Annotated in this window: 20 protein-coding genes; 13 read left to right on the forward strand and 7 right to left on the reverse strand. The window is 55.9% G+C overall.

From position 1 onward, the window contains the following. Positions 1–3 precede the first annotated feature (3 nt). The 7 genes from SD69_RS08865 to SD69_RS08895 are packed head-to-tail and all read left to right on the forward strand — an operon-like array spanning position 4 to position 5,273. Entirely contained in the window at positions 4–816 is an 813-nt protein-coding gene (locus tag SD69_RS08865) for an adenosylcobinamide-GDP ribazoletransferase (RefSeq protein ID WP_052481017.1), read from the forward strand. Continuing rightward, positions 810–1,748, forward strand: coding sequence for an adenosylcobinamide-phosphate synthase CbiB (gene cbiB / locus SD69_RS08870; RefSeq protein ID WP_041522931.1), 939 nt, complete (start codon positions 810–812; stop codon positions 1,746–1,748). Before SD69_RS08865 ends, cbiB begins: the two co-directional genes overlap by 7 nt. Continuing rightward, positions 1,745–2,803, forward strand: coding sequence for a threonine-phosphate decarboxylase (locus tag SD69_RS08875; protein ID WP_041522932.1), 1,059 nt, complete (start codon positions 1,745–1,747; stop codon positions 2,801–2,803). Before cbiB ends, SD69_RS08875 begins: the two co-directional genes overlap by 4 nt. 6 nt (positions 2,804–2,809) lie before the next feature. Beyond that, positions 2,810–3,754, forward strand: coding sequence for a cobalamin-binding protein (locus tag SD69_RS08880; RefSeq protein ID WP_041522933.1), 945 nt, complete (start codon positions 2,810–2,812; stop codon positions 3,752–3,754). Positions 3,755–3,813: 59 nt separating this feature from the next. Next, entirely contained in the window at positions 3,814–4,677 is an 864-nt protein-coding gene (gene yghU / locus SD69_RS08885) for a glutathione-dependent disulfide-bond oxidoreductase (RefSeq protein WP_041522934.1), read from the forward strand. Positions 4,678–4,681: 4 nt separating this feature from the next. Further along, positions 4,682–5,032, forward strand: a complete 351-nt coding sequence (locus tag SD69_RS08890) for a hypothetical protein (RefSeq protein WP_157471644.1) — start codon at positions 4,682–4,684, stop codon at positions 5,030–5,032. Between the two features lie 55 nt (positions 5,033–5,087). Then, positions 5,088–5,273, forward strand: coding sequence for a hypothetical protein (locus SD69_RS08895; protein WP_041522936.1), 186 nt, complete (start codon positions 5,088–5,090; stop codon positions 5,271–5,273). A 123-nt stretch (positions 5,274–5,396) separates the two neighbouring features. Here the strand turns inward: SD69_RS08895 and SD69_RS08900 are convergent, their stop codons facing one another. Then, positions 5,397–8,660, reverse strand: a complete 3,264-nt coding sequence (locus tag SD69_RS08900; RefSeq protein ID WP_198144079.1) for a LamG-like jellyroll fold domain-containing protein — start codon at positions 8,658–8,660, stop codon at positions 5,397–5,399. Between SD69_RS08900 and SD69_RS18935 the strand changes: the two genes are divergently transcribed. Further along, positions 8,608–9,108 (forward strand): hypothetical protein, encoded by a 501-nt coding sequence (locus SD69_RS18935; RefSeq protein WP_198144080.1) that lies wholly within the window; start codon positions 8,608–8,610, stop codon positions 9,106–9,108. The two genes, SD69_RS08900 and SD69_RS18935, sit on opposite strands and share 53 nt — an antisense overlap. Positions 9,109–9,306: 198 nt before the next feature. Here the strand turns inward: SD69_RS18935 and SD69_RS08910 are convergent, their stop codons facing one another. From SD69_RS08910 to purM, 4 genes are all read right to left on the reverse strand, one after another. After that, on the reverse strand, positions 9,307–9,789 hold the full coding sequence (locus SD69_RS08910) for an FKBP-type peptidyl-prolyl cis-trans isomerase (RefSeq protein ID WP_041522939.1): 483 nt from the start codon (positions 9,787–9,789) through the stop codon (positions 9,307–9,309). 61 nt (positions 9,790–9,850) lie between these two features. Further along, positions 9,851–10,597 (reverse strand): DUF3108 domain-containing protein, encoded by a 747-nt coding sequence (locus SD69_RS08915; RefSeq protein WP_041522940.1) that lies wholly within the window; start codon positions 10,595–10,597, stop codon positions 9,851–9,853. A 6-nt stretch (positions 10,598–10,603) separates the two neighbouring features. Continuing rightward, entirely contained in the window at positions 10,604–11,272 is a 669-nt protein-coding gene (gene purN / locus SD69_RS08920) for a phosphoribosylglycinamide formyltransferase (protein WP_041522941.1), read from the reverse strand. 2 nt (positions 11,273–11,274) lie between these two features. Next, positions 11,275–12,327: a phosphoribosylformylglycinamidine cyclo-ligase gene (gene purM / locus SD69_RS08925; RefSeq protein WP_041522942.1), complete on the reverse strand. Its 1,053-nt coding sequence runs from the start codon at positions 12,325–12,327 to the stop codon at positions 11,275–11,277. A gap of 329 nt (positions 12,328–12,656) precedes the next feature. Here purM and SD69_RS08930 point away from each other — a divergent pair, with 329 nt between their 5' ends. The 3 genes from SD69_RS08930 to SD69_RS08940 all read left to right on the forward strand — a co-directional run bounded on the left by SD69_RS08930 (position 12,657) and on the right by SD69_RS08940 (position 16,399). Beyond that, positions 12,657–13,682: a DUF2066 domain-containing protein gene (locus tag SD69_RS08930; RefSeq protein ID WP_041522943.1), complete on the forward strand. Its 1,026-nt coding sequence runs from the start codon at positions 12,657–12,659 to the stop codon at positions 13,680–13,682. 9 nt (positions 13,683–13,691) lie between these two features. Further along, a complete protein-coding gene (hda, locus tag SD69_RS08935; protein ID WP_041522944.1) occupies positions 13,692–14,402 on the forward strand; it encodes a DnaA regulatory inactivator Hda in 711 nt (236 codons plus the stop codon). Positions 14,403–14,599: 197 nt separating this feature from the next. Beyond that, a complete protein-coding gene (locus SD69_RS08940; RefSeq protein ID WP_041522945.1) occupies positions 14,600–16,399 on the forward strand; it encodes a glycoside hydrolase family 9 protein in 1,800 nt (599 codons plus the stop codon). A 200-nt stretch (positions 16,400–16,599) separates the two neighbouring features. Here SD69_RS08940 and SD69_RS08945 read toward each other — a convergent pair whose 3' ends face one another. Then, positions 16,600–17,127, reverse strand: a complete 528-nt coding sequence (locus SD69_RS08945; protein WP_084591526.1) for a rhodanese-like domain-containing protein — start codon at positions 17,125–17,127, stop codon at positions 16,600–16,602. A gap of 16 nt (positions 17,128–17,143) precedes the next feature. Then, on the reverse strand, positions 17,144–17,449 hold the full coding sequence (locus SD69_RS08950) for an ArsR/SmtB family transcription factor (protein ID WP_041522946.1): 306 nt from the start codon (positions 17,447–17,449) through the stop codon (positions 17,144–17,146). 165 nt (positions 17,450–17,614) lie between these two features. Between SD69_RS08950 and waaC the strand changes: the two genes are divergently transcribed. Then, a complete protein-coding gene (gene waaC, locus SD69_RS08955; RefSeq protein WP_041522947.1) occupies positions 17,615–18,658 on the forward strand; it encodes a lipopolysaccharide heptosyltransferase I in 1,044 nt (347 codons plus the stop codon). A 14-nt stretch (positions 18,659–18,672) separates the two neighbouring features. Further along, complete coding sequence (gene gltX, locus SD69_RS08960) at positions 18,673–20,166, forward strand: glutamate--tRNA ligase (RefSeq protein ID WP_041522948.1); 1,494 nt, start codon at positions 18,673–18,675, stop codon at positions 20,164–20,166. The last annotated feature ends 132 nt before the right edge of the window (positions 20,167–20,298 follow it).

The following is a 20,298-nucleotide window of genomic DNA, read 5'->3' on the forward strand; positions in this document are numbered from 1 at the left end:
AGTATGTCGCGCAGTAAGTTCGAGACGATCACCCAGGCAATGCTCTACGCGTTGATGTTTTTAACCCGTTTACCCGTTGGCCGCTGGCTGACAAACGTTACCGAGCAAACCGCCGCGCGAGCGGTGTATTGTTATCCGCTGGTGGGCATTGTGATTGGCGCATTGCTCGCGCTCGCCGCTTTTGGTTTACAGCCACTGGGCCCGCCACTTAGCGCAGCGCTGGTGTTGGTGTTGTGGGTGGCGGTGACGGGTGCTCTGCACCTCGATGGCCTGGCCGACTGTATGGATGCCTACTACGCCGGCCACAAATGTGGCGACGCGCAGCAGCGGCGCGAAAAGATTTTACAGGTGATGCACGATCCTGCCTGTGGCGCCATTGCGTTAGTGTCGCTGGTGTTATTACTGTTGGTGAAGTGGGCGGCGCTGTCGACTTTATTTACCCTTTTTGCTCATGAATCGGTTGTTTCTGTCACGTCGATTTTAGCCGCTGTGATCGTCACGCCAGTGCTGGCCCGCACCATCATTTTACCTTTTATGACGTTAAACGGTTACGCCCGCCGCGAGGGAACCGTACCACCTGCGAGTGAAACAAACGCGAGACGTTACTGGTCGATTGCTGTGTTGGTATTCGCCCTGTGCGCAATGTGTGTTGGTTTTTTTGTCACGGCGATTTTATTGCTGGGGCTAGTGGTATTTATGCTGTTTTGGGCACGGCTGTGGCAGCGGCAAATAGGTGGCTATACCGGCGACTGTTTAGGGGCGTTGGTGGAGCTCAGTGAGGCGCTGGTGTTAATTGTGTTTGTGGCGCTATGGTAACCGCGTGGGCGTTACTCGTCGGTGTGCTGCTGGATTACCGCTTGGGTGAAGTCAGCCGGTTACACCCGTTGGTAGGATTTGGCTATTGCGCCAACTGGCTCGAGCGCCGCTTAAACGCAAAGGGCAGTGGTAGCCGCGCTGCGGGCTTGCTAGCACTGTTGTTGTTACTGCTGCCCGCTATGGCTGTAAGTGTTGGGCTCTGGTGGGCGCTGCTAGTTCATGCCCCGTGGCTGGCGTTTATAGCGGGCGCGGTAGGTTTGTATTTTACCCTGGGCTGGCGCAGTTTGACCGAGCATGTAACAGCGGTACAAAGGGCGCTGGATGCTGATGATTTACCCGCGGCACGCATTGCTGTGGCACGCATTGTCAGTCGCGATTGCGAGCAAGCCGATGTGTTGCAAGTGCGGCGTGCGGCTATTGAATCGCTACTTGAGAACAGCGCCGACGCGGTTGTGGCGCCACTGTTTTGGTTTGCTGTCGCGGGGCTGCCGGGCGCGGTGATCTACCGTTTAAGCAATACCCTGGATGCTATGTGGGGTTACAAAAATGATCGCTTTTATCATTTCGGCTGGGCCGCCGCGCGTTGCGATGATGTGTTAAATTTTTTGCCGGCGCGTTTAACGGCACTGGCATTCGCGGCCATGGGAGATGCTCACGGCGCATTGCAGAGCTGGCGCACCAGCGCATCTCACTGGGCCAGCCCCAATGCCGGGCCGGTCATTTGTGCCGGGGCGGGTGCTTTACATCTAAGTTTGGGGGGCGGGGCGTCTTATCATCAACGCTGGTGCGATAAACCCACAACGGCCGGAAAGCCACCGCAAGCGGATGCCATTGCTCGGGCGCTGGCACTGGTGCATCGCACGCTTTTGCTGTTGGTTATTATTTTTATAGTGTTCGCATTGGGCATATGGGCGAGTGGGGTCACGGGATGATATTAAGTGATGGCTCGGCGGAGTTACTGCATGGTGGCGACTTAACCTACGCCAGTGCCGTGTTTGGTGAACCCGATGAGCCCTGGCAAGATCTATCCACCGGCATTAGCCCGTGGGGTTATCGGGCGGTTAATATCCCCTCTGATATTTGGCGAGATTTACCCGGCAGTAACCGGCCCTTGTGCGAGGCGGCCGCTGAATACTATCAAACGCAACCTGAGTTTGTTGTGCCATTGCCCGGCAGCCAGTTTGCCATTAGCCACATGCCCCGGCTGCTCGCGCCGGCAACGGTTGCCTTGCCTGCTATTGGCTACGCCGAGCACGCCAAAGCCTGGCAGCAAGCGGGGCACCGGGTGGTTTTTTATGATTGTATCGCCGGGCTGCAGAGTTTGGCCGAGCAGGGCGCTCTACACAGCGCGGTGGTGATTAACCCTAACAACCCCACCGCCGAGGTGTGCCCGCTGACAACCATCGAGCTTTTGCACGGGTCTTTACCTGGTATGGTGGTGGTGGATGAGGCTTTTATCGATACGTTGACGCTACCGAGTGCGGTGTCTTTATTACCCCGCTGCCCGCGTTTATGCGTGCTGCGCTCTGTGGGAAAGTTTTTTGGTTTGGCCGGTATTCGGTTGGGCTTTTTATTGAGTAGTGGTGATTTGCCTGAAAGAATGCTACAGGTGCTTGGCCCCTGGGCCGTGAGCCACCCGGCGCAGTGGATGGGCGAGCGCGCCCTAAAAGACAAGGCCTGGCAGCTTGCACATAAGCTGCGCTTGCGCGATGCACAGCAGCAATTGCAAAAGATCTTGCAACAGGTTGCGCGCGATCGCTTTACCCTTGCCAACGGTGGCTTATTTTTCACATTGCGCGGTAGCTGGAAGCCCTTAATGGTGTTGCATCAAACGCTGGCAGAGAGTGGTATTTATACCCGCTGGTGCTATTGGCCCGAGCCGAACGAGGCCGGCGGTACGCCACCGGCATGGCTGCGCATTGGTTTGCCCGCTGACGGTGGCGTGCGTATGGCTCAGGCACTAAAAACGATAACGTTTTCGGAGTAGCACCCTATGGTACAAATAGAGAGTGGCGCTTGGGTAATGGGTTTGCGCCGTTGCCGTAAATACGCGGTGGCGCTGTGCGGGAGCCTGCTGATGTTGTGGGTGGCCGCGGCGAGCGCTGAGGTTATTGAGGTGGTCGATGCTCGCGGCAAAACCATTCGGCTTGAGCAACCTGCCGAGCGCATTATTGCGCTGGCGCCACATTTAGTGGAAAACGCTTACAGCGCGGGCGCCGGTGGCAAACTGGTGGCGGCGGTAAGCTACAGCGACTATCCCCCAGACGCAAAAGAGTTACCCGAGGTAGGCACCTACAAAACCGTTAGCTTAGAGTCCGTGCTCGCTCTTAAGCCCGATCTGGTACTGGCCTGGTCATCGGGGAATGGGTTAAACGCGGCGGCTCAGTTAGAGCGCTTAGGGTTGACAGTGTATGTGGATGAGCCGCGCACGCTGGACGATATCGCGCGTGAAGTAAGCAACATTGGACGTTTGGCTGGCACCTCAAAAGCCGCTGAAAAGACAGCGGACGCCTGGCTCGCGCGGTTACACAATTTGCAAACCTCACATCTAAACGTACAGCCAGTCTCTGTCTTCTATCAGGTATGGAACCAGCCGCTGCAAACCCTAAATGGTGAGCATTTGGTCAGTGATGTGATTCGCTTATGCGGAGGGCGCAACGCCTTTGCCGATGCCGTATCGCTGGCACCCAAAATTAATGTCGAATCGGTGCTGGGGCGCGACCCGGATGTGATTGTCGCCAGCGGCATGGGAGAAGAGCGCCCAGAGTGGCTGGATGAGTGGAAACAGTATCCGGCTCTGAGTGCGGTCGCAAACAATCATTTGTTTTTTGTGCCACCGGATATTATTCAGCGGCATACGTTTCGCATACTCGACGGTGCCGAGTTAATGTGTCAGATGTTAGATCAAGTGCGCCAGGACACTGTTGCTGACCATTGATACACGTTAAGGTAGTACGCAAGTAAACAGCACTTAATGTAATCAATTAAGAGGTGAGTATGACAGACGAGTATGTACCCCCTAAAGTGTGGAAAATGGATGCCGAAAATGGCGGCACCTGGGGCAAGTTAAATCGGCCGGTGGCGGGCTCAACCTTTGAGCGCACCCTGCCTCGCGGCAAACAGCCCCTGCAGCTGCACTCGCTTGCAACACCTAATGGGCAAAAAGTAACCATCATGCTCGAAGAGCTGCTTGCGCAAGGTGAAGCGGGCGCCGAGTACGACGCCTACCTGATTGATATTGGCGAGGGCGATCAGTTTTCGTCTGGCTTTGTGGCGCTAAACCCCAACTCTAAAATCCCTGCGCTGCTCGATTGCTCGCTCGATACTCCGGTGCGGGTGTTTGAGTCGGGCGCGATTTTATTGTATCTGGCCGAAAAGTTTGGCCATTTTTTACCCAAGGAGTTAACCACACGCACCGAGGCGCTAAACTGGTTGTTTTGGTTGCAGGGCTCGGCGCCTTATTTGGGGGGTGGCTTTGGTCACTTTTATGCCTACGCTCCGGCTAAATTTGAATACCCAATCAACCGCTTCACCATGGAAACCAAGCGGCAGCTGGATGTGCTTGATCAGCGTTTAGCAAACAACTGTTATTTAGCCGGTGGTGAGTACACGATTGCCGATATGGCCACCTGGACATGGTACGGCAATTTAGTGCTGGGTGAGCTGTACGATGCCGCCGAGTTTTTAGACGTAAAAAGCTATAGCCATGTAAAACGCTGGGCGCAGGAAATTCTTGAGCGCCCTGCGGTGCAGCGCGGGCGTATCGTCAATCGCACCTGGGGCGAGCGTTGGGAGCAGCTGCCCGAGCGGCACTCGGCGGCCGACATCGATAACGTATTAGCGCTAAAAAATGCGGACTGAACGTATGGCGAGAACGCCGCCGGTGTTTCTGATGGTTTGGCTGGCACTGCTTGTCTCGTGCAGTGCGAGTGCCCGTGAAATTACCTTAAACGTCGGGCAGGAGTATCAAGTGCCCGACGATAAGGTATGGGTGATTAAGTCCGTGGCGCCGGCGCCTTGTAATATTTGTACCGCGGATGTTTATATTAGTGGTGAGGCCAGTAATGTAGAGATCGCCGGGGTCATCATGCACGGTACGTTTGATTTCTCTATCAGTGACGAGCATCACCATAAGGTTGTACTTTATGGCGGCACTCACGTATCCGTGGGCGATAGTCGCCAAACGTTAGTGGTAAAAGAGCAGCCTATGGAGTAGTAAACGCTCCACGCTTTACACCAGTTATAACACTTCTTTTTAGCAGGCATTGGCCATGACAAATGTCTTACCCTTTAAGCGCCCCAGCCCAAAACAAAAACACAAAGGTAAAACTTTGTGCAAAAGCGGCTTTCATAAATGGAAGGTGGTTACCGCGCAGCAGTTTGACGTAAAGCAGGGCAAGCTAGTAACCAAGTCTAAGTGCGAGCGCTGTGGTGAAGAGAAGGTGGAGGCGAAGTGAGTGGACGGGAAAGGGGGGACGGTTAACGGTGAACGGATTAAAAAAGGAGGGCATTTGCACTCCTTTTTAGTGGCTGAATAACGGGGAGCTGGTGCTTCGCTCCCCGTGAACCGTCTCCCGTTTTTACTCCTCCACCAAAGCTTGAATCACATCAGCGGAAACCGCTTCGTTATAAATAACCAGCTCGTCAATCAAACCGTAGAAGGGAACATCCCAGTAGTTAACGCCCAGTGCAAAGCTATTGCCGCTGGCGGCGAACACGCTCGGGAAGCCTGTGGCATTAAACACTTGCGTACCATTTAGGTACAAGGTGACGGAGCCGTTATCGACCACGGCGGCAAAGTGGGTCCACTGGCCCGGAATAATCTGAGTGCCAGTGTCGCCGTCAAACCAGTTGGTGCCCGACCACAACATGGTGTTACCTGAGGTGCCAGGGCCAAAAGGTACAACACTGAACCAGCTATCAGTTGAGCTTGCGCCAAAAAACGCTGGAGTGAATGCCGTAAGGCTGGTGGGGTTTAACCATAAGCCAAACGAGTAGCGGTTGCCGGTAATCAAATCGTTGGGCAGTAAAACCCCACTGCTACCGTCCAGGCTAATGGCCGAGCCTACTTGGCCGGGCGCATAGCTTAAGCTGCCGCCGGCGTCTCCCAGCAACATTCCGTTCGTCATGCCAGCTGCAAAGTTACCCGCGTCGTCATCCAGGTGGTCGTTAAAGCTGTAATGCGCCATGGGGGTAGGGGGCGCCAGCGAGTCGACCGTCGCAATAAACGCTTTGCTGGTGGTTTGTCCGTCCAGCGTGATGGTCGCGGTCAGGGTGACGTCGCTATCGTAAAGCTCGGGGCGCTGCACCACGGCGATATTGCCTTCAATGCGAATCAAGCTGGCGTCTGAGGTGCTCCAGCTAACGACCGAGGCAAAAGGCCCGGAGGCGGGCAGGGTAACGTTATTTTGCACACCGTTTAAATCGCCCAGGCTTAAGATGTCTGCGGCCGAGGCTAGCAGCTCGCTGGTGGTTTTTGCCTCGATATCCAGCGCTTGTATTTCTTCCGCGCTGAGTGCTGCGTCGTAAACATTGAGCTCGTCAATTAGGCCACTGTAAGGCGTATCCCAAAAATTGACCCCTAAGCTAAACTCGCCTTCTTGTTCACTGAAAAAGTCAGTCAGTGATGCGCCGGTATATTTAGCATCGCCATCAATATAGACGGTGACGGTGCCGTGATTGACGCTAAAGGCCAGGTGGCTCCAGGCGTTGGCCGGAATAAGCTCGCCGGTGGTGGCATCCACCCAGGCCTGGGCGCCGCTCCACAGCATCGTATTGTCATCCCAGCCTTGCGGTTGCAGGCTGATCCACTGATCGGATGCTCCCGCGCCATTGGGTAGCCCGCCAAAAAACACTGTTGCCATCGGCGTGATAACCGTGGGGTTGACCCACAGAGATACCGTGTACTCGTAGTTATCGATTAAGCCGTTGGGCAGTTGTACGCCGTTGCTGCCATCTAATAACAGTGCCTGGCCCTGCTGGCCAGCGGCATAGGTAACCGTACCCAGGGTGTTTGCCCGGTCGGCTGTTGCCTGTCCGTCACTGTAGCGGCCGGTACTGTCGCTTAAGTTGTCTTCAAATTTAAATTGCGCTAAGCGGTTAAAGGCGGAGCGCTCTTGTACCGTAATGGTGAAAGATTTCTGGCTCTGTACGCCATCGCGCTCAATGGTCGCGGTCAGGCTAACCGTTGCGTCACCCTCGCCATCGTTGGGGCGGGTAACGGCGCCAGTGGTACTGATGACAGCCGGGTTGTCGCTCTCCCAGCTGATGCTTGCACCGCGCGCACCCTCGAGCGGCAAGGCAAGCTTGCTGCCCTTAAAGCTGGTGGGCAGTGTCAGAGCGTCATCAATGGCGTCGATGATTTCATCATTGGTTTTGCTTTGCAGTTGTATCCCCCAAAGTGACACACCGGTATCGGACATGGCACTGAAGGTGGGTATTAATTGATTAAGGCGCGGATCCCACTGCCAGGCGGCGACACCGTCAAACACTTCACCGCCATCCAGACTGATGGTGATACGCTCAGGCTGCTCGGGGTACAGCGTGTAGCGGCCGGTTACCTCACCACTGATGGTGCCGTCGTCGTTAAAGTGCGCATCTACTGACTCATGGGCGATACGGTTAATATCTTTTTGGTGATTAACAATCTGGAAGTCACCCACAATATCGGCGTAGTCGACGATATTCTCGCCCTCGATGGGGGCGTAACGCTGGGGCGAGGCCACCAGCCAGCCGTCGTTGTTAAGCCACATCTCGTGCACGCGAATGGCATGGCCTTCACCGCGGTTGGGGAAGCGGGTGTGAGTAATCAGGTAGTGCTTGCCAGTGGCTTCGTCATAGTACGCCGAGTTATGACCGGGGGCCAAATAACCACGGGCCTCGGCATCAGAGCCCGGGTACGAGCCAAAGGTAAAGCCGCCCATTAGTTTTGTGCCGTAAGGGGCAATGTTGTCCCAGCTGCCGCGGGCGTTAGCCACGTCGTTACCGGCAGCATCTAAATAAGGGCCGTCGGGTGTGCGCGAGCGAGCTACACGAATGTTGTACCCTTCGGCGGCCACATAGCCGCCAAATGAGACAAACATATAGTAGTAATCGGATTCGGGGCTGTAGATGACAAAGCTGCCTTCAATCTGGCTGTGATTGCCGCCGATGATGTGCTTGCCATAGCCCTGGTCGGGCTCGGGCTTGCCGGTAGTTTCGTCCATTTTTAGCACGAAAATACCGCCAGAGTAGGAGCCGTAAGACATCCACAAGTCGCCGTTTTTGTCGAAAAAGGCTGTGGGGTCAATAACGTTGGGGTGAATATTGGCGTTAAAACTGTCTAGCCCGCCGACGTTGTACTCGCCTTGCATTTCCGCGTCGGTCTGGCCGGAATAAAGAAACACCCCCTGATCTTCATAGGGGCCTTCTACATGGTCCGATACCGCTACCCCTAAGTAAGAGCGCGGGCCGTCGCACTCGCCGGTAGCGGGCTGGGTGCAATGGTTGTAGTAAAAATAGTAGCGGCCATCGGCCAGGCGAATAATATCTGAGGCCCACGAGCCGACATAACCGCCAGTCCATGCAATGCCCTCGGCAATCTCAGTGGCGTAGGTGTTAAACAGTGGGTTTAAATCGTTTACGTCGTTGGCGACCAATTCCCAGTTTACTAAGTCGCTACTTTTGGCAAAGCCTAAGTGCGAGCCCACGACATAATACGTACCGTCTTCGGCGCGAATGATCGAGGGGTCATGCACCGCAACGTCGTTAAAGTTAACCAGCGCCGGGTTGATGGTTGGATCGGCGTAGGTGGTGAGTGCCGCCGCCGATGAGCTGCTGAAGGAGGGCGCCGAGCTTGATGACACTGCAACACTTGAGGAGCTTGAGGCCACAGAGCTAGAGCTAATTGAACTTGATGACACAACCACACTTGAGGTTTGTGAGCTTGAACTACTGGTTACAGGGTCGCCGTCAGATGAAGAGGACGAGGCCACCGAGGAGCTGGAAGAGGTAACGCTGGATGTCGATGACGCGATGCTGGAGCTAATCGAGCTGGATGATTCGCTGCTCGAGGGTTCTGAGCTGGCGATCACACTGCTGGAAGATGCTGAGCTTGCCGGAACACTGCTGGTTGAGCTGGACGATGATGTGTTGTTATTGCCCCCGTCGGACTCACTACCGCAACCGGCCACAGATAACACACTCACCGCGAGGGCGAGAGCACGTATAGACATAGAGATACCCCTTATTATATTTAGATTAATTGTGAACTGCTTACCGCTAATAAGTAATACAATAATAAAATACTACTGATAAGTAAAGTAAAGCTAACTCAGGCGTGAGGTGCGCTGAGGCAGGGGGCAGTAAATAAGTGCTGGATGGTATCGCGCAGCCGAGCGACCGCGTTGGGGCATAAAGTAATGCTACAGGTGGGTAAAAGCGTGAAAGCCGGCGTTATTTGCGCCGAAGAGGTGGGGTGCCTGACGCGCGGGCGCGCGTCAGGCTGTGGTCTTAGTGCTCGTGGCCGCCAGCACCGTGGGCGTGACCGTGGGTTTTTTCTTCCTCGGTCGCTTCGCGGATGTCGGTGATCTCAACATCAAAGTTCAGGTCAACACCGGCCAACGGGTGGTTGGCATCAACGGTGACCATGTCGCCGTTAACGGCGGCAATGGTTACTACCTGCATACCGTTTTCGGTTTGCGCGTGAAACTCCATGCCTTCTTCTACTTTGTCGACACCGGTGAACATGTTTGATGGCAACTCTTGCATCATCGCATCGTTGCGCTCGCCGTAAGCTTCAGCGGCAGGTACCGCCACTTGCAGCTTGTCGCCAACTTGCTTGCCAACCAGTTCTTTTTCCAGGCCGGGGATAATGTTACCGGCGCCGTGCAGGTACGCCAGCGGCTCGCGGCCGTCAGACGAATCCAGTACCTTGCCTTCCTTGTCGGTAAGGGTGTAATGGAAGCTGGCAACGCAGTTGTCAGAGATATTCATAAAAATAGCCTTTGCTTTTTAGTGAGTGAACTGTGGCGTTTCATCTGCCTCGCAGAGCGCCTTAATTAAATGTCGAGATCTTTTTGTTGTCGACCTCGGCCTCGTCGATGTTGATGGTGTAAACGTCGCCGTCTTCTTCCTGCTGCATACGTACCAGCAAATAATCGTACTTAGGGGCCATCCAGGCATAGGTGACCCGGTCGCTGTCTTTGCGGGTGCGCTTAATTTTCACCGTATCGACTTCCCCCAGCGGGGTCTTCAAGCGCTCGTTGCCGACAATGGCAAACTCGTAACGCTTGGTTTTGCCGCCGTCGGCAATGTTGTACGCCAGATTTTCGGTTTTGCCGGCGATCAGGTCGCGCTGCAGCTGGATCTGAAAACTGACTTTGTCCTGCGTCCCCACGGGGACATCCATCTTCCAGGGGTTGTCATTGATGTCGTTGATTACCTTGCGCGTATCCCAGTCGAAGGTGATGCGCGCTTTACGATCGCGGCCCAGCCCCGAGCGATCGTAGGTGTAAAGCTCTGGTTGCAGTAGCTCGCCCTCGGGTGAGCTAAAGGTGCTGGTTTCTTCGATGCTTGCCACCAGCGAGTCGGCAAAAAAGCGTAATTTGTGGCGGTTGTCATCCAGCGGCGTTAGCTCGTGGGTGACAGTGACGGTCATGCCGTACACCGATGATTTATAAATGTTGCGAAACTGCTCGGGTGGTGTTGCCTCGTCGGCAGCATTGGCTGCTGGTAACCATAAGCCCGCGGTCAGTGTCGCGCCTGTTAGTAACCCTAAGGTCAAGCGTTTAAGTCGAGTCATAAATCCCTATGCTTGCGGTTGTAAGTTCCTTACTTGGTAACCGCCGGGCGGCAAAGGTTCACCGTCAAGCAGTACCCGATTCTCGTTCATGACCAGACGACCTTCACAAAACCAGCGCACGGCCATGGGGTAGATAATATGCTCTTGTTGTTGCACTCGTGCGGCAAGGCTTGCGGCATCGTCACTGGCTGCCACGGGCACCACGGCCTGAATGGCCGCCGGGCCACCGTCGAGCTCGGCCGTTACAAAGTGCACTGTTACGCCGTGCTCGGTATCGCCTGCCTCCAGCGCCCGCTGGTGGGTGTGCAGCCCCTGGTATTTGGGCAGTAGCGAGGGGTGAATATTGAGCATCCGCCCGGCAAAGTGGTTGGTAAATGCCGGGGTTAAGATGCGCATAAAGCCCGCTAACACAACCAGCTGCGGTTGCAGTGTGTCGAGCTGCTCAGTGAGCGCCTGATCAAATGCCTCGCGGCTGTCGTACTCTTTGTGATCGAGGGTAATAGCGTCAATGCCGGCATCGCGCGCGCGCTCCAGGCCGCGTACGTCCGGACGGTTGCTGATGACGGCGACGATATCAATGGGCAGCTCGCCGCTTTGCTGGCCATCAATTAATGCCTGCAGGTTGCTGCCGCTGCCTGAAATAAGCACCGCTACGCGTGTTTTAGGGCTCGTCATGCTCAGTGTAAGCCGTCCAGCTGTACTTGCTCTTCGCCCGCCGCCGCGTCGGCGATGTGACCCACCAGCAGCGCTTGCTCGCCGGCGGCTTGTAGTTGGGCAATGGCCTCGTCGGCGCGCTCGGCGGGCACCGCGATGATCATCCCAATGCCGCAGTTAAAGGTGCGGTACATTTCGCGCGAGTCAACGTTACCGGCCGCTTGTAGCCATTTAAATACGGCTGGCAGCTCCCAGGCGGTGGTGTCGATTACCGCCTTGGCGTTATCTGGCAGTACCCGGGGGATGTTCTCTAGCAGGCCGCCACCGGTAATGTGCGATAACGCGTATACCGGCAGGGTTTTAATCAGCTCGAGCAGTGGTTTAACGTAAATGCGGGTCGGAGCCATCAGCGCATCGGCTAAGCTCTGGTCACCGCAATCTTGCTGTAAGTCGGCGCCTGAGACTTCGATGATTTTGCGAATCAACGAGTAACCGTTAGAGTGAGGGCCGCTTGAGGTAATACCAATTAGAGCATCACCGGCACTGACGTTGCTGCCATCGATGATCTCGGACTTCTCTACCACGCCTACGCAAAAGCCGGCCAAGTCGTAATCTTCGCCTTCGTACATGCCCGGCATCTCGGCGGTTTCGCCACCCACCAGCGCACAACCGGCAAGCTCGCAGCCGGCCCCTATGCCGGTAACTACGTCAGAGGCAACATCCACATTGAGTTTGCCGGTGGCATAGTAGTCGAGAAAAAACAGCGGCTCGGCTCCGGCGACAATCAGGTCGTTAACGCACATGCCGACTAAGTCGATACCAATGGTGTCATGCTTGCCCAAATCCATCGCCAGACGCAGCTTGGTTCCCACACCGTCGGTGCCCGATACCAGTACCGGCTGGCGGTAGCCTTCGGGCAGCTCGCACAGTGCGCCAAAGCCGCCAAGGCCGGCCATGACTTCTGGGCGACGGGTGCGTTTGGCAACGCCTTTAATACGTTCTACCAACGCATTACCGGCATCGATATCGACACCAGCGTCTTTATAACTTAACGATTGCGGGTTTTTCTCGCTCATAGCGGCCTAGGGTCTCTCGTGCTGTGCGCCGGCCTCGACTACCGGAGGGCGTCAATGGGTGGGGCGCCGGGTCTGAAAGGCGCACATTCTAGCAGTTAATAGCCTGTAATTGCAGGTAAGGGCGGCGATATTTCGCCTGTGCGGGCAATTTAATCCCTAAGATTATCGCCACTTACTGCGCGCTATTACAAGAAAAGCGCAGCATTGCCTGTTACAATGCGCGGGCTTTTATTGTCAGAGTTCGGCAGCTGGGAGACGAGACGCTGATTATTCGATACCTATTATTTATCTGCACCCTGATACTGTCCGGCGTCGCTAGCGCCGATCAAGTGGTCGACCTCTATAGTGCTGATGCGCTGGTCAAGTCGCAGTCCGAGGCGCAGCGCGCCGCGGCGGCAAAGCAGGCTCTGGCGGATACTCTGGTCCGGGTGTCGGGCTCGACCTCGGTGGCCGATAACCCCGAGGTGCGCCAAGCTTTGGTGCGCGCGCAAGATTACGTCTACGAATACAGTTATGCCTCGACTGACAAAACTCTAGAGGCGATCGACGGCAGCCTAGTGCCTGCCTCACGTTTGCAGCTTAAGTTCTCGCCACCACTCATCGAGCAGCTACTGCGCGATGCCAGCCTCGCGTTTTGGCCCGCCAACCGCCCCACGGTACTGGTGTGGTTGGTAACCAATACCCCCGCCGGGCGTGACGTGGCAAGTGATTTACCCACATTAACCGTTTTACGTGAGCACGCCGACGAGCGCGGCTTGCCGTTAATGGTGCCCCTGTTTGATTTGGAAGATCATCTGGTTATGCCAGCGGACGCCCTGTGGCAAATGGATGAACGGCAAATTCGAGAGGCCTCGGAACGTTACCGGGCTGACGCTATTGTGGTGGTGCGTGCCTCTGAGTTATCGGGGCAGCGCTGGCGCGCTGACTGGCAGCTAATGCATGCCGATGGCACCCCAAGTTTTGATGCCGAGGGCGAGTCGCTCGAGTCGGTGCTGCCGGCTGTGGTAAACACCGTCGCCGATTTCTTTGCCGACCGTTACGCCATTAGCCCCAGCGAGGCGGGCGATGCCAATGTGGTGCTGCAAGTTAATAATGTCGAGAGCTTTGCCGACTATAAAAAAATTGAGCATTACCTGGCGCAGTTGGCGCTGGTGCGCCGCACGCAGCTGGCAAGCTTAAGCACGGATGGGTTAATTTTACGGTTGTTTACCGAGGGCGATATAGCCCGGCTGCAAAACACCTTGGCTTTAGGCGGCGTGTTGATTCCCGCCTCCGAGAGCGTCAGCTTGCCTAGCAATCGGTATCTGGTACCGGGCACAGAAAGCGCCCCGTTGCAGTACCGATTGGCTCGTTGAGGTCGCTTAATGTCAACTCCGCAGCAGCTGTCATTAGGCGTCAGCTTAAAAGACGACGCCACCTTCGATAACTTTTACGCCCCCGAGGGCTCGAGCAACGAGCAGGTGATTCGCGCCTTGCGCGAGCAAGTAGAGGGTGCGGGTGAACACTTTTTGTATTTGTGGGGCGCCAGCGGTGTGGGCTTAACCCACTTGTTGCAAGCCAGTTGCCACAACGCCGAGGCGCGCCGTATGGCGGTGCAGTACTTGCCCCTGCGTGAGCTAACCGGCTTTGCCCCCGAGGCATTGTTGGATGGGCTAGAGGAGTTAGACATGGTGTGCCTGGACGGTTTGGAAGCCGTCGCTGGCAACCCGGCCTGGGAGCGCGCCCTGTTTAACCTGTACAACGCTTTGCGCGATGCCGGCCGCTTATTGTTGGTGGCGGCGCCGCAAAACCCCCGTGAGCTAAATATTCAGTTGGCGGATTTGCGCTCGCGCTTGCAGTGGGGCGTTATCCTTAAAGTGCAGCCGCTGGACGATACCGACAAACAGCAGGCGTTAATGCGCCGTGCCCGCGAGCGCGGTATGGAGCTAAACGAAGAGGTAGCCAGCTATATCGTGCAGCGGGTACCGCGCGATATGAACCAGCTGTTTTGTTACCTGCACCGGCTCGATCACGCCTCGTTGGCCGAGCAGCGTAAACTGACGATCCCGTTTGTGAAAAAAACGTTGGGATTATAGTTTTTACGGGGGACGGTTGACGGAAAACGGGGCACGAGTGTGTAGGCTACTGTTATTTTCCGTGCGCCATTTCCCGTTCCTCGTACCCCATCCCCCGTACTCCGGTTTAACCATTCTTTGCGAACCCTAATATAGTCTGGCCCTTACTTCGCGCTACACTCGGTGGCGGAAAACAACAATATAACGAGGAAGAGCCCATGAAGACCTTTAGCCCCCATGCCCTGGCGGTTGCCTGCTGCGCTTGTTTAGCGCTTGCCGCGTGCGGCAGCAATAACGCCTCTGATCAAGCCATCAATAGCAGTGAGTCATCACAGGTAAGCTCGGCGCCCGATGCCAGTAGCTCGTCTAGCGCGGTAAACGCCAGCGATCGTATTTTGTTAAATCAGGTGGGTTTTGCCGTGGCAGGGCCCAAAGTGGCGCTTATCCCACCAGTTGATGCCTCAAGCTTCGGCGTGATTAACGTGGCCACCGGAGCCGAGGTGGCGAGTGGTGAAATAGGCGCTTATCAGCAATGGCCCTACGCTGCCGGCCGCGTCGCCCAGGCTGATTTTAGTGAGCTTAATGTGCCGGGTGAATACGTGGTGCGTGTGCCGGGCCTTGCCGACTCGGACACGTTCATCGTGTCCGAGGAGCCTTATCGCGAACTAAATAAAGCCGTGATTAAAGCCTATTACTTTAATCGCGCCAGTACCGCGCTCGAGCCGCAATACGCCGGCGATTGGGCCCGTGCCAGTGGCCACCCGGATACCGAGGTGCGGATTCACCCCTCGGCGGCAAGCGCGGCGCGCCCGGCCGAGAGTGTGATTAGCTCGCCCAAAGGTTGGTACGATGCGGGTGATTACGGCAAGTACATTGTTAATTCGGGTATATCGACGTACACCTTGCTCGCGGCGCTGGAGCATTACCCCGAGCTATACGCCCAGCGCGAGCTAAACATTCCCGAAAGCGGCGACAACGTGCCCGACCTGTTGGATGAAACCCTGTGGAATGTGGATTGGATGTTAACCATGCAAGATCCGGCCGATGGCGGTGTCTACCACAAGTTAACCACCAAAAATTTTGTCGGCAAGGTAATGCCGGCCGATACTCACGAGCCGCGTTACGTGGTGCAAAAGGGCACGGCGGCGACATTAAATTTTGCCGCGGTCATGGCGACGGCCAGTCGGGTGCTTGAACCTTATGACGCTGCCCGCGCAAGCGAGATGCTAACGGCCGCCGAGCGCGCCTGGCAGTGGGCCGGGCAGCATCCCAATATGGCTTATACGCAACCCGATGATGTCAGTACGGGTGCCTATGGCGATAGCGAGTTCTCGGATGAGTTTGCCTGGGCTGCTGCCGAACTCTACATTACCACCGGTAACGATGCCTACTATCAGGCGATTAAAGCCGATGCAATTGGCAACCAGGTTCCCAGCTGGTCGCAATCGTTGGGTTTGGCGTGGATGTCGCTCGCCACGCACGCCGATAGCTTAACCGCTGCCGCCGACACAGCGCTGATCCAGAAACGCGTAACGGATTTGGCCGATACGATTGTGGCCGCCGGTAATGAGTCGGCCTACGGGGTATCGATGACCCGGCCCGATTTTGTCTGGGGCAGCAATGGCGTGGCCATGAACCGCGCCATGATGCTGGTGCAGGCCTATCGTATAACCGGCGAGCAAAACTACATGGCAGCGGCGCAAGCGCTGCTGGATTACGTGTTGGGCCGCAACCCCACCGAATATAGTTTTGTCACCGGCTTTGGTGCGCGGCCGCCCATGCATATTCACCACCGTCCATCGGTAGCCGATGATGTCGTTGCGCCAGTGCCCGGGTTTTTAGCCGGCGGCCCCCACAGCGGTCAGCAAGACGATTGTGACTATCCTTCGGATTTACCGGCCGAGTCATACATTGATCACTGGTGCAGTTACTCTACCAATGAGATCACTATTAACTGGAATGCGCCTTTGGTGTATGTCACCGGGGCGCTGGAGGCGTATTATTCGGTAAATGATTGACGGAGAACGGAGAACGGAGAACGGAGAACGGAGAGCGGAGAACGGGTGATGGGGAGCGATGACACTTCGTCCCCCGTTATCCGTAAGCCGTTCTTCGTTCAAACTTCCCCACAAGCCTGATTCGCCTGTACGAAATAACGCTTGCCGGTTATTTTGCAAGATTTTGGCAAAGTCTTTGGGTACGCTCCTGAGCTACCGTTTTATCGGTTCCAGGGCATGCGCGCAATTAACATTCCCATGGCGCAGGTGTCGGTGATTCCGGCAAACATTAAACCGGTACCGACAAAGCCCGATAAAGCAAAAAACGCTGGGTGTATAAAAAATCCAGTCAGTACCCCCGTGACGACTAAACCACCTGCGGCAATGCGCACTTGGCACTCGAGCGAAATTGCCGTTTTAGTCCCGTTGACTAACGTTGCACTGGTTTCTGTTAAGGCGTTTACACCGCCCTCGATAATAATCAATGGTTCGTCGAGCTGCCCGTTGAGCGTATTGGCGGCCATATCGGCGCGCTTACCACTTTGGCACAAGAGATAAACCGGCTGACCCGTTTTGCCCGCATCGTGTAAGGCGCCGCGCACTCGCTCGGGGGTGATTTCGTTAACCGGAATGTGAATGCTGCCGGGTAGATGGCAAGCTTTCACTTCCGCCGCCGTACGTATATCAATAACGCAGCACTGGTGGTGTTGCTCGGCGGCTTGTTGCGCAGAGTGACGCTCAATAGTCATAGAAAGCTCTCCAATGTTAGGGGCAATAAATGCTCTGTAATACTTCAATAATCCGCACGGCGGCATCGCCGTTTAGGCGGTAGAAAATCTTTTGTGAATCCCGCCGAGTGGCGACCAGCTCGGCCTCGCGTAGGGCGGCCAAGTGTTGCGACAGGGCAGACTGCGACAGCGGCACCTGAGCATTCAGATCGCCGACGCTCATCTCGCCGTTAATCAGGGCACACAAAATCATCAGGCGCTTTTGATTGGCCAGCATTTTTAAAAAACCCGCCGCCTGACTGGCGTTGGCTTTTAGCTGTTCAGGTGTCATGGGTTGGCTCATGTTTATCCCTCCTTGCTATCATAATATTAGATAAGCCTAAAATAGCAATAGCTAAATTAGACTATTCTAATATTTTGGTGAAGTTTTTATCCCTTCTCACGATGGGGCGCCAGTTAACGGCCTGTTAAGGTACAATGCGCGCAGTTTTTCAGTGGCTGGACGGATATGCGGGTATTAATTGTTAAATTGAGCTCTATGGGTGACCTGGTGCAAACGCTGCCCGCTATCAGCGATGCGGTGCGTGCCATTCCCGGTATCCGGTTTGATTGGGCAGTGGATGAAGCCTTTGCCGAGGTGCCTACGTGGCACCCGGCGATCGAACGCACCATCGTATCCGCCCACCGGCGCTGGAAGCGCAGCGTCAAAACCGCTTGGCAGTCGGGCGAGTTAAAGGCCTACTGGCGTAAGTTGCGCGAACGCGAGTACGATTTAGTGCTGGATGCGCAAACGAGCTTTAAAAGCGCTACGGTGGCCCGTATGGCACGCGGTTTACGCGCGGGGCCCGATGCCGACTCGGTGCGCGAGAAGGGCGCCCATCTGTTTTACCAGCGCCGTTTTAAAGTGGCGCAAGATATTCTGGCAGTGGATCGCTGGCGAGATTTATTTGCCGCTGGGCTCGGGTACCCGCGCCCTCAAACCGCGCCCGAGTTTGGTTTGCAGGACAAAGCCTGGCCCGCGCAAACCGTTACCCATAAGCCGTATATAGTAGCCGTAACCAACGCCAGCTGGCCCACTAAGTGCCTGCCCAATACAAGCTGGCAGGGCTTGATTAAACACGCTGCAGCGGCGGGTTTAGAGGTGTTGCTCCCGTGGGGCTCGCCCACCGAGCGCGAAACCGCCGAGGCTATTGCGCGCGACCACGCCAATGCTAAAGTACTCGAGCGTATGAGCCTGACCGAACTTGCCGGGCTTTTACACACAAGCCAAGGGGCCGTGTGTAATGATACTGGCCTGGCCCACATTGCCGCCGCGCTTAATGTGCCTACGGTAACCGCGTATGGCCCGACGGACCCTGCGCTGATTGGTGCCACCGGCCCGCGCTCGAGCCACATTGTTGCGCCTGGCTACTTGTGTGAGCAGTGCGGTAAGCGTTTATGCCGTCACCCGGACGCCAGCGCAACAACGGATTTTGTGGACAACCGCCCACGCACACTGGCCGCCATTACCGGCGACCAATTGTGGCAAGCACTTACCCAAATTCAGAACTGATACAAGAGACACTTATGACCGTTCGCACTCGTATTGCTCCGTCGCCCACCGGCGACCCCCACGTTGGCACCGCTTATATTGCGCTGTTTAACCAATGCTTTGCCCGCCAGCACGGCGGCCAGTTTATTTTGCGCATTGAAGATACCGACCAAACCCGCAGCACGCCAGAATCCGAGCAAGCGATTCTCGACAGCCTGCGCTGGTTAGGCATCGACTGGGACGAAGGGCCGGATGTTGGCGGCGAGCATGGCCCCTACCGCCAGAGCGAGCGCATGGGTATTTACAAACAATACGCCGATGAGTTGATTGAAAAAGGTCACGCCTTTTACTGCTTTGCCACCAGCGAAGAGCTGGATGAAATGCGCCGCGAGCAACAAGCCCGTGGCGAGACGCCTAAGTATGACGGCCGTGGCTTAAAACTTAGCGAGGCTGAGGTGCAAGCCAAGCTCGCCGCCGGCGAACCCTACGTGGTGCGTATGAAACTGCCGGAAGAGGGCGTGTGTGTTATCGATGACATGCTGCGCGGCAACATCGAGATCGAATGGTCGCAAGTGGATATGCAAGTGCTGCTAAAAGCCGACGGCATGCCCACTTACCATCTGGCGAACGTGGTAGACGATCACCTGATGGGCATCACCCACGTGATTCGCGGCGAAGAGTGGATCAACTCTGCCCCCAAACACCTAAAGCTGTACGAATACTTTGGCTGGGAAGCGCCGGTATTGTGCCACCTGCCGCTGCTGCGCAACCCGGACAAATCCAAGCTCAGCAAGCGCAAAAACCCCACCAGTATTCTGTACTACCAGCGCGCCGGCTACCTGCCAGAGGCGGTGCTTAATTACTTAGGCCGCATGGGCTGGTCTATGCCTGACGAGCGCGAGAAATTTACCCTGGCTGATATGCAGGCCAACTTTGACATTACCCGCGTCAGTTTGGGTGGGCCTATCTTTGATGTGGAAAAACTCAGCTGGCTCAATGGCCTTTGGATACGTGAAGACCTAAACACCGAGCAATTGGCCGACCGTCTGAGCGAGTGGGCACTTAACCGCGATAACCTATTAAAAGTGCTGCCACACGCCCAGTCGCGTATGGAAACTCTGGGCGACTTTATGCCTTTGGTGGCGTTTTTAGCCTCGGGCCAGTTGCCGCTGACCGAAGCGCACTTTGCCGAAAACCGCCTACCTATGGACGAGCAAAAGCAACTGCTGCAATTTGCTCTGTGGCGCTTAGAGGCGCTGCGTGTGTGGGAGCGCGATGAAATTTTTAACGCGCTTAAAGAGCTGGCCGGGCAAATGGATATCAAGCTCAAAGACTTTTTGGCCCCTATCTTTATCGCCATCGCCGGCACCACGGCGTCTTTTTCGGTGATGGACTCGATGACTCTGTTAGGCCCGGATATGAGCCGCGCAAGACTGCGTCAGGCGATTAATATTTGGGGCGAGGTAGGTAAGAAGCAGCTTAAAAAGCTGGAGAAAACCTATCAGGGGTTGGGGCAATCGGCTGACTAACCGTAGCGGGTGGCGAAAACTACCTACGTTGCCGCGGCGGTGTTAACAATGGCCTGCTAGCGCTAGTGGCCGGCTCCTGCGTGTTTATCGCAGGGCCGGCTTGTAGCACTTAATAGACAAGAGTGCTTTTGC

Source organism: Gilvimarinus agarilyticus, from assembly GCF_000832015.1.
Taxonomy (GTDB): Bacteria; Pseudomonadota; Gammaproteobacteria; order Pseudomonadales; family Cellvibrionaceae; genus Gilvimarinus; species Gilvimarinus agarilyticus.